The sequence below is a fragment of the Dellaglioa sp. CoH-57-MRSF-17 genome (assembly GCF_056782015.1).
Map to the genome: position 1 here is coordinate 1 of NZ_JBXAXY010000093.1, position 335 is coordinate 335.

Here is a 335-nt window from a genome sequence, read left to right on the forward strand (position 1 = left end):
CCAAGAAGAATGCGACGATAAGGTCATGGCATACCTCAAGCTCGGACGCTATCCGGGAATCACGGTGAACGTGGATCATGTGCCTGAACAGCATCGCGAGACTTTTGCGAAGCTACTGCACATGCAGGTGACGCGTGCACTCGATGCCGCGTACGCAGCAGGTGCCAATGATGCACGGGCCAAGGTGAGAAAGGCTCTCGGCCTCTCGCTCATCACGCCGGTTGCTGGTGAGGGTGATGTATGATTTTTGGTGCACATCCCGGACCCAATCCCGAACTTGGTTACTGCTATCGATACCGTGAAGTTCGATACAGCCCGGGTGCGGACGATTGGGG

At 56.4% G+C, this 335-nt stretch carries 1 protein-coding gene; it reads left to right on the top strand.

The genetic code is table 11. The features are described 5' to 3' along the window. Positions 1 to 244, top strand: a 244-nt coding sequence (locus AC1RPJ_RS08020; protein ID WP_481762883.1) for a hypothetical protein, incomplete at its 5' end; no start/stop codon positions are given. Positions 245 to 335 lie beyond the last annotated feature (91 nt).